5 protein-coding genes are annotated in these 6,462 nt (G+C 72.9%); 1 reads left to right on the top strand and 4 read right to left on the bottom strand.

Annotated features, from left to right (window positions below):
- From ACFU99_RS28685 to proB, 4 genes are all read right to left on the bottom strand, one after another.
- On the bottom strand, positions 1-473 hold a 473-nt coding region (locus ACFU99_RS28685), incomplete at its 3' end, for a hypothetical protein (RefSeq protein ID WP_384397473.1).
- Positions 474-566: 93 nt separating this feature from the next.
- Positions 567-1,865: a glutamate-5-semialdehyde dehydrogenase gene (locus ACFU99_RS28680; RefSeq protein WP_384397471.1), complete on the bottom strand. Its 1,299-nt coding sequence runs from the start codon at positions 1,863-1,865 to the stop codon at positions 567-569.
- 158 nt (positions 1,866-2,023) lie between these two features.
- Positions 2,024-2,509 (bottom strand): hypothetical protein, encoded by a 486-nt coding sequence (locus ACFU99_RS28675; protein WP_384397468.1) that lies wholly within the window; start codon positions 2,507-2,509, stop codon positions 2,024-2,026.
- Positions 2,510-2,842: 333 nt separating this feature from the next.
- On the bottom strand, positions 2,843-3,949 hold the full coding sequence (proB, locus tag ACFU99_RS28670) for a glutamate 5-kinase (protein ID WP_384397476.1): 1,107 nt from the start codon (positions 3,947-3,949) through the stop codon (positions 2,843-2,845).
- A 361-nt stretch (positions 3,950-4,310) separates the two neighbouring features.
- Here proB and ACFU99_RS28665 point away from each other — a divergent pair, with 361 nt between their 5' ends.
- Positions 4,311-6,395 (top strand): hypothetical protein, encoded by a 2,085-nt coding sequence (locus ACFU99_RS28665; RefSeq protein ID WP_384397465.1) that lies wholly within the window; start codon positions 4,311-4,313, stop codon positions 6,393-6,395.
- The last annotated feature ends 67 nt before the right edge of the window (positions 6,396-6,462 follow it).

The raw sequence follows: 6,462 nt of genomic DNA, 5'->3' as shown, positions 1-6,462 counted from the left end.
GGGCCCTGCCGGCTGCTGGAGGAGGCGCCGCGGAAGACCGCGGTGAAGGCGAGGGCGACGACGCCGATGCCCATCAGCACGGCGAGCGCCCAGGCCACCGGGCGGTGCCAGCGGGCGTGGCCGCGGTAGGGGCGGCGCACACTGCCGTAGCGTCCGTACGGGCCGTAGGCGTCATCCGGGTCGAGGTCGCGGGCGTCCGCGTCATGGCCCGCGCCGGGGCGGAACCCGCCGCGGCCGTCGTCGTGCGCCTCGTCGTACGCGTCCTCGTCGCCGGGCGCGGAGAGCGCGCGGCGGGACTGCGCCGCCGCGAGCATCCGCTCGGCCGCGCTCGGCTCGTGGATCTTGGCGGACCGTACGAAATCCTCGTCGAGTACCACGGAGGCGAACGGGTCTTCCGCGTCCCCATGGCCGTGTTCCTGGCTTTCGGGCTCTTCGCCGTCCGGGAACGGCCTGCCCCCCGCGTCGTCCGGCACGTCTTAAGCGTAGCCCCGGAGACGTCGATTTGGGCAGGGAGTACGGCGATTGACACCTGCGGGGGCGGGGCCCGGAGGCACGGGGACCGAGCCTCAGCGCGTGTGCCCGTCCCCCGTCACGATGTACTTCGTCGACGTCAGCTCCGGCAGCCCCATCGGCCCGCGCGCGTGCAGCTTCTGCGTCGAGATGCCGATCTCCGCGCCGAAGCCGAACTGGCCGCCGTCCGTGAAGCGGGTGGACGCGTTGACCGCGACCGCCGCCGAGTCCACAAGCCGGGTGAAGCGGCGGGCGGCGGACTGCGAGGAGGTGACGATGGCCTCGGTGTGGCCGGAGGACCAGAGCCGGATGTGGTGGACGGCCGCGTCCAGCGACTCCACGACGGCGGCGGCGATGTCGTACGAGAGATACTCGGTCTCCCAGTCCTCGAAGGTCGCCTCGACCACCGTCGCCGGGGACCCCTCGGCCAGCTCCAGCACCCGCTCGTCGCCGTGCACGGTGACGCCCGCCTCGGCCAGCGCGGCCAGCGCGCGCGGCAGGAACTCGGCGGCGATGTCCTGGTGCACGAGCAGCGTCTCGGCGGCGTTGCAGACGCTCGGGCGCTGTGCCTTGGAGTTGACGAGGATGTCGACGGCCATGTCGAGGTCGGCCTCGGCGTCCACGTACACATGGCAGTTGCCGGTGCCGGTCTCGATGACCGGGACCGTGGACTCCTCGACGACCGTACGGATCAGCGAGGCCCCGCCGCGCGGGATCAGCACGTCCACCATGCCGCGGGCGCGCATCAGCTCCCGTACGGACTCCCGGCTCTCCCCCGGCACCAGCTGCACGGCGTCCGCGGGCAGCCCGGAGCCGCCCACGGCGTCGCGCAGGACCTTCACGAGGGCGGCGTTGGAGGCGGACGCGGAGGACGAGCCGCGCAGCAGCACCGCGTTGCCGGACTTGAGGCAGAGGGCCGCGGCGTCCACGGTCACGTTCGGCCGGGCCTCGTAGATGATCCCGACGACGCCGAGCGGGACCCGGACCTGGCGCAGATCGATGCCGCCCGGCAGCGTGGAGCCGCGCACCACCTCGCCGACCGGGTCGGGCAGGGCCACCACGTCCCGTACGTCCTTGGCGATGGCGCGGACCCGCTCGGGGGTCAGAGTCAGCCGGTCGACGACGGACTCGGCGGTGCCGGCGGCCCGCGCGCGCTCGACGTCCTCCGCGTTGGCCGCGACGACGTCCTTCGTACGGACCTCCAGGGCGTCGGCCATGGCCAGCAGCGCCTCGTCCTTGACCGACCGCGGCAGTGGCGCGAGGTCGGCGGCCGCGGCGCGGGCGCGGTAGGCGGCGCGCAGCACCGGGGACTGCGGCATGGGGTCGGCCAGGGGCGAGGGGAAGACACTGCTCATGACGGCAGCCTACTGAGCGCGCGGCCCGGTCCCACCCCTTATGGCGCATATCCCGCACTACGAGACAGCGATCACGCCACGGCCGCGAGCGGGGCGGCGGCGCGGGGCCGTATACGGCAGGCCCCGGCACCGCACCCCTTCAGAACAGCCGCGTCCCCTCAGTAGGGGTGCACGCCCACCGGAGAGGCCGGCGGCGGTCCGTAGCCCTCCGCGATGCGCTGGTGGTAGGTCTCGCGGTCGATGACCTCCAGGCCGACGATCTCCCACGGCGGGAGCCGGGCCGTCGAGCGGTGCTCGCCCCAGAGCCGGAGCGCGACCGCCGCCGCGTCGTGGAGGTCCCTGGCCTCTTCCCAGTAGCGGATCTCCGCGTGGTCGTTGGCGTAGCGGCTGGTCAGCAGAAAGGGGTGGTCGTGCGCGAGCTGTTCGAGCGCCCGCCGGACCTCCTTCAGGGGCGCCTCGGCGCCCGAGACGCTGAGCGTGACATGCCACAGCCGCGACTCATCGGCGCCCCGCGGCTGTGGTTCGGGCCTCGTCTCCGTGGCGCCGCCCCCACCCGGCGCCTGTGCCTCCTCGCCTGTCCCGACGCTGGTCAGTGCGCGCTCCGCCGTCCCTCGGGGCAGCGCGCCCGGGCGCCCTCGTCTCACCGGCGGCCTCCTGTTGATCGCTGCTCCGCGCGCGTGCGGCGGAGCCGTTCCGTGCTGTTTCCCGCTGCTGCTCGCAGCATGTCCGTTGCGGACGGGCCGCTGCCCAAGGCGGCCCCGTTCTTCAAAGTTGACCAGTCCGGGGGCGGCCGCGTGGCGGTTTTGCCGAAGGTGTCCGTACAAAGACTGGTGGAAGGCCGGACTTCTCCCCTCCCGGCCGCGACACCCGCGAACGGCCCGAAGCCCGATCAGGCGCATACGCGCTCAGGTGCTCAGCCGCCCAGCCGCCCAGCCGCCCAGCCGCCCAGCCGCTCAGCCGCTCAGCCGCTCAGGTGCTCAGGTGCTGAGCACGACCAGATCGTCGCGGTGCACGACCTCGCGCTCGTACGCCGGTCCGAGCTCGCGCGCCAGGTCCCTGGTGGAGCGGCCGATCAGCTGCGGGATCTCCTTGGCGTCGAAATTGACGAGGCCGCGCGCCACCGCGCGCCCGGCGCCGTCCCGCAGCTCGACCGGGTCCCCCGCCGAGAACTCCCCCTCGACCGCCTCGATCCCGGCGGGCAGCAGCGAGCCGTGCCGCTCCAGCACGGCCCGTACGGCGCCGTCGTCGAGCGTGAGCGCGCCGCGCGGCGCGGAGGCGTGCGCGAGCCACAGCAGGCGGTCGGCGGAGCGCCGTCCGGTGCGGTGGAAGTACGTGCCGGTGGGCCGTCCGGCCAGCGCGTCGGCGGCCTGGCTGGCGGAGGTCAGGACGACGGGGATGCCCGCGGCGGCGGCGATCCGGGCAGCCTCGACCTTGGTGACCATGCCGCCGGTGCCCACCCCGGCCTTGCCCGCGCTGCCGATGGTGATGCCGTCGAGGTCCGCCGGGCCGGTGACCTCCGCGATCCGGGCGGTGCCGGGGGTGCTGGGGTCGCCGTCGTAGAGGCCGTCGACGTCGGAGAGGAGAATCAGCAGGTCGGCGCGGACGAGGTGGGCGACGAGCGCGGCGAGGCGGTCGTTGTCGCCGAAGCGGATCTCGTCCGTCGCGACGGTGTCGTTCTCGTTGACGATCGGTACGGTCCCCATGGCCAGCAGCTGGTCCAGGGTCCGGTAGGCGTTGCGGTAGTGGGCGCGGCGGCTGGTGTCGTCGGAGGTCAGCAGCACCTGGCCGACGCGGCGGCCGTAGCGCGCGAAGGAGGCCGTGTAGCGGGCGATGAGCAGGCCCTGGCCGACGCTTGCGGCGGCCTGCTGGCGGGCTAGGTCGCGGGGGCGCCGGTCGAGGCCGAGCGGCGCGAGGCCGGCGGCGATGGCGCCGGAGGAGACCAGGACTATCTCCCGCGGCCGCGGCCCGCGGACCTTGGCGAGGACGTCGACGAGCGCGTCGACCCGGTCGGCGTCGAGCCCGCCGGCCGCGGTGGTGAGCGAGGAGGAGCCCACCTTGACCACGACCCTGCGGGCGTCCGTCACGTCCTGTCTCGCCTGTGCCACGCGCGTACAACCCCTGTGCTCGCCGATGCCGTTCTTGGCTGGTCCTGCTTGTTCTTGTCCGATTCGCCAATCTACGGCAGGTACCGGCGGGCGCGCCGGGACGTTTCGCTCCCCGGACGGGCGGGGCCGCTGTTCACGGACGGACGGGACGGCCGCTTGCGGGAGGCGTGGCGCGAGGGCGGAGCATATCCCGCAGAGCGCAGGTGAATAGTCCTTTTTCGGGTGATTCACATCACGGCAGATTGCTACTGGGCCAACGCTCGACATACGGTCAGTGGTCGACCCTTCCCAGAACCGGTCTTCCTCAATCCTCCAGTCCTTGCTGCCAGGAGCCCGCCCAGTGCCTTCTGCCGGAACAGCCTCCCGCCGAGCCGCAGCGCTCGCGGCGCTGCTCGCGATGCTCGTGTTCTTCGCCGCCCAGCTCATCGGGGCGCTGCTGCCCAATGTGCCGCTCTTCGTCGCCGCCTCGGCAGCGGGGCTCGTGCTCGACCTCGTCCTCCAGCACCGCGATCCCGGTCTGCTCTCGCTGCTGAGCAAGATCCGTCTCGATGTGACGGTCCGGCAGCTGCTGCGCGACATGCTGATCATGGTCGGGCTGCTGCGCGTCCACAACATCGACCCGACGACCGAGCACGCGCCGCTCTTCATCGGCCTGCTGCTCTTCTACTGCGCGCACTTCGCGTGCCAGGCCGCCGCGGTGGCGGTCCGCCGGACCCGTACGCTGCCGTTCCTGACGCGCAACGTCGACGCGTCCGGGCTGCGCCTGTCCGCCGCCCCGCCGCGGCTGCTGGCCCGTCAGCAGGGCCGCCGGCTGCTGCGCTTCACGGCGCCCGCCAGCGTCGGCCTGCTCACCACCGCCGCCACCGGCAACGCCCTGTGGGGCGAGATCGGCCTCGGCGTCGCCCTGGTCTTCGCCATCGGCGGCACGGCCTACCTCGCCACCTGGCTGCTGCCCAAGAAGCGCATCGCCGTCGAACAGCAGGCGCTGGCCTGGCTGGACAAGTGGCTGGCCGCGTACCAGCCCACCGTCGGTATGTACTTCTCCGGCGGCACCTCGTCCGCGTACCAGGCGAACATGTGGCTCTCCACCCTCGTCGAGCTGGACGGCAACCCGGTCATCGTGCTCCGCGAGCGCTTCATGGTGCAGAAGATCGAGGCCACCGACGTGCCGATCATCTGCATCCCCAAGGTCGTCCACCTGATGGCCCTGGAGGAATCGTCGATCAAGATGATGCTGCACCCGGCCAACTCCGGTAAGACCTCACAGGTGCTGCGCATGCCCTCGATCAAGCACGCGTTCACCAACCACGGCGAGAGCGACAAGCTCTCCAGCTGCAACCCGTACTCCAAGGCGTACGACGAGGTCTGGGTCGCCGGCCCCGCCGCCCGCGAGCGCTACCAGCTCGCCGACATCGGCGTCGAGGACAAGGACGTCGTCGAGGTCGGCCGCCCGCAGCTGGCCCCCATCCGGCCGTACGCGGGCGCGCCCGAGGGCGAGTTCACCACCGTGCTGTACGCGCCGACCTGGGAGGGCTGGGACGGCAACCCCGGCAACACCTCGGTGATCCTCGCGGGCGAGAACATCGTCCGGCAGCTCCTCGCCGACCCCAAGGTCCGCCTGCTCTACAAGCCGCACCCGATGACCGGCTCCGTCGACCCCCGGGCCGGCCGCGCCAACGAACGCATCATGGCCATGGTCCGCGAGGCCGCCGCCAAGCGCTCCGGCGCCCGCCCCGGCCCCGAGGCCGCCGCCGAACTGGCCCGCCGCACCGCCGAGCTGGACCGGCTGACCACCAGCACCTTCCGGGAGAGCGTGGATGAAGTGGAGCGGATGATGCTCCAGGGCGCCCCCGAGCCCGGCCGCGCCGCGACCGTGGAGGCGGCCACCGCCGCCTGGGAGGCCGCCTACTGGGCCTCGCTGCCGGCCTGGGAGCACCAGGTCATCACCGCCGCGCGGCCCGCCCTCTACACCTGCTTCAACGAGTCCGACCTGCTCATCAGCGACGTGTCCAGCGTCGTCTCGGACTACCTGAGCAGCGAGAAGCCGTACGCGGTGGCCAACACCAGCGGCATGCCGGAGGACGAGTTCGTCGCGGGCTTCCCGACCGTCAGCGCAGCCACCATCCTCACCCCGCAGGCCGAGGGCGTACCGGCGCTCCTGGAGGCCGTGCGCAACCCGGCCAAGGACCGCCTCGCCACGGCCCGCGCCGAGCTGAAGGTGGAGCTGCTGGGCCCCTCGGACCCGCCCTCGCTGACCCGCTTCAACGCCGCCGCGCTCGCGCTGTGCGGCAAGGCCGACGAGCGCCGCGCCCGGATGGCGGCCCGCGCCCCCGGCGACGTCCCCTCCCCCCGCGACATGGACCCGGCGGCGGACGAGCTGAGCCCGGCCCCGGACGAGGCGCCGGAGAAGCGCGCGTCGGTGTAGGCGATACCGAGACACCGAGAAGCACTGAGAAACACCGAGAAACGCCGAGAAGCGCCGAGAAACAGGG

The organism is Streptomyces sp. NPDC057654 (assembly GCF_042800135.1).
Taxonomy (GTDB): Bacteria; Actinomycetota; Actinomycetes; order Streptomycetales; family Streptomycetaceae; genus Streptomyces.
This window is presented reverse-complemented; position numbering and strand designations above follow the sequence as displayed.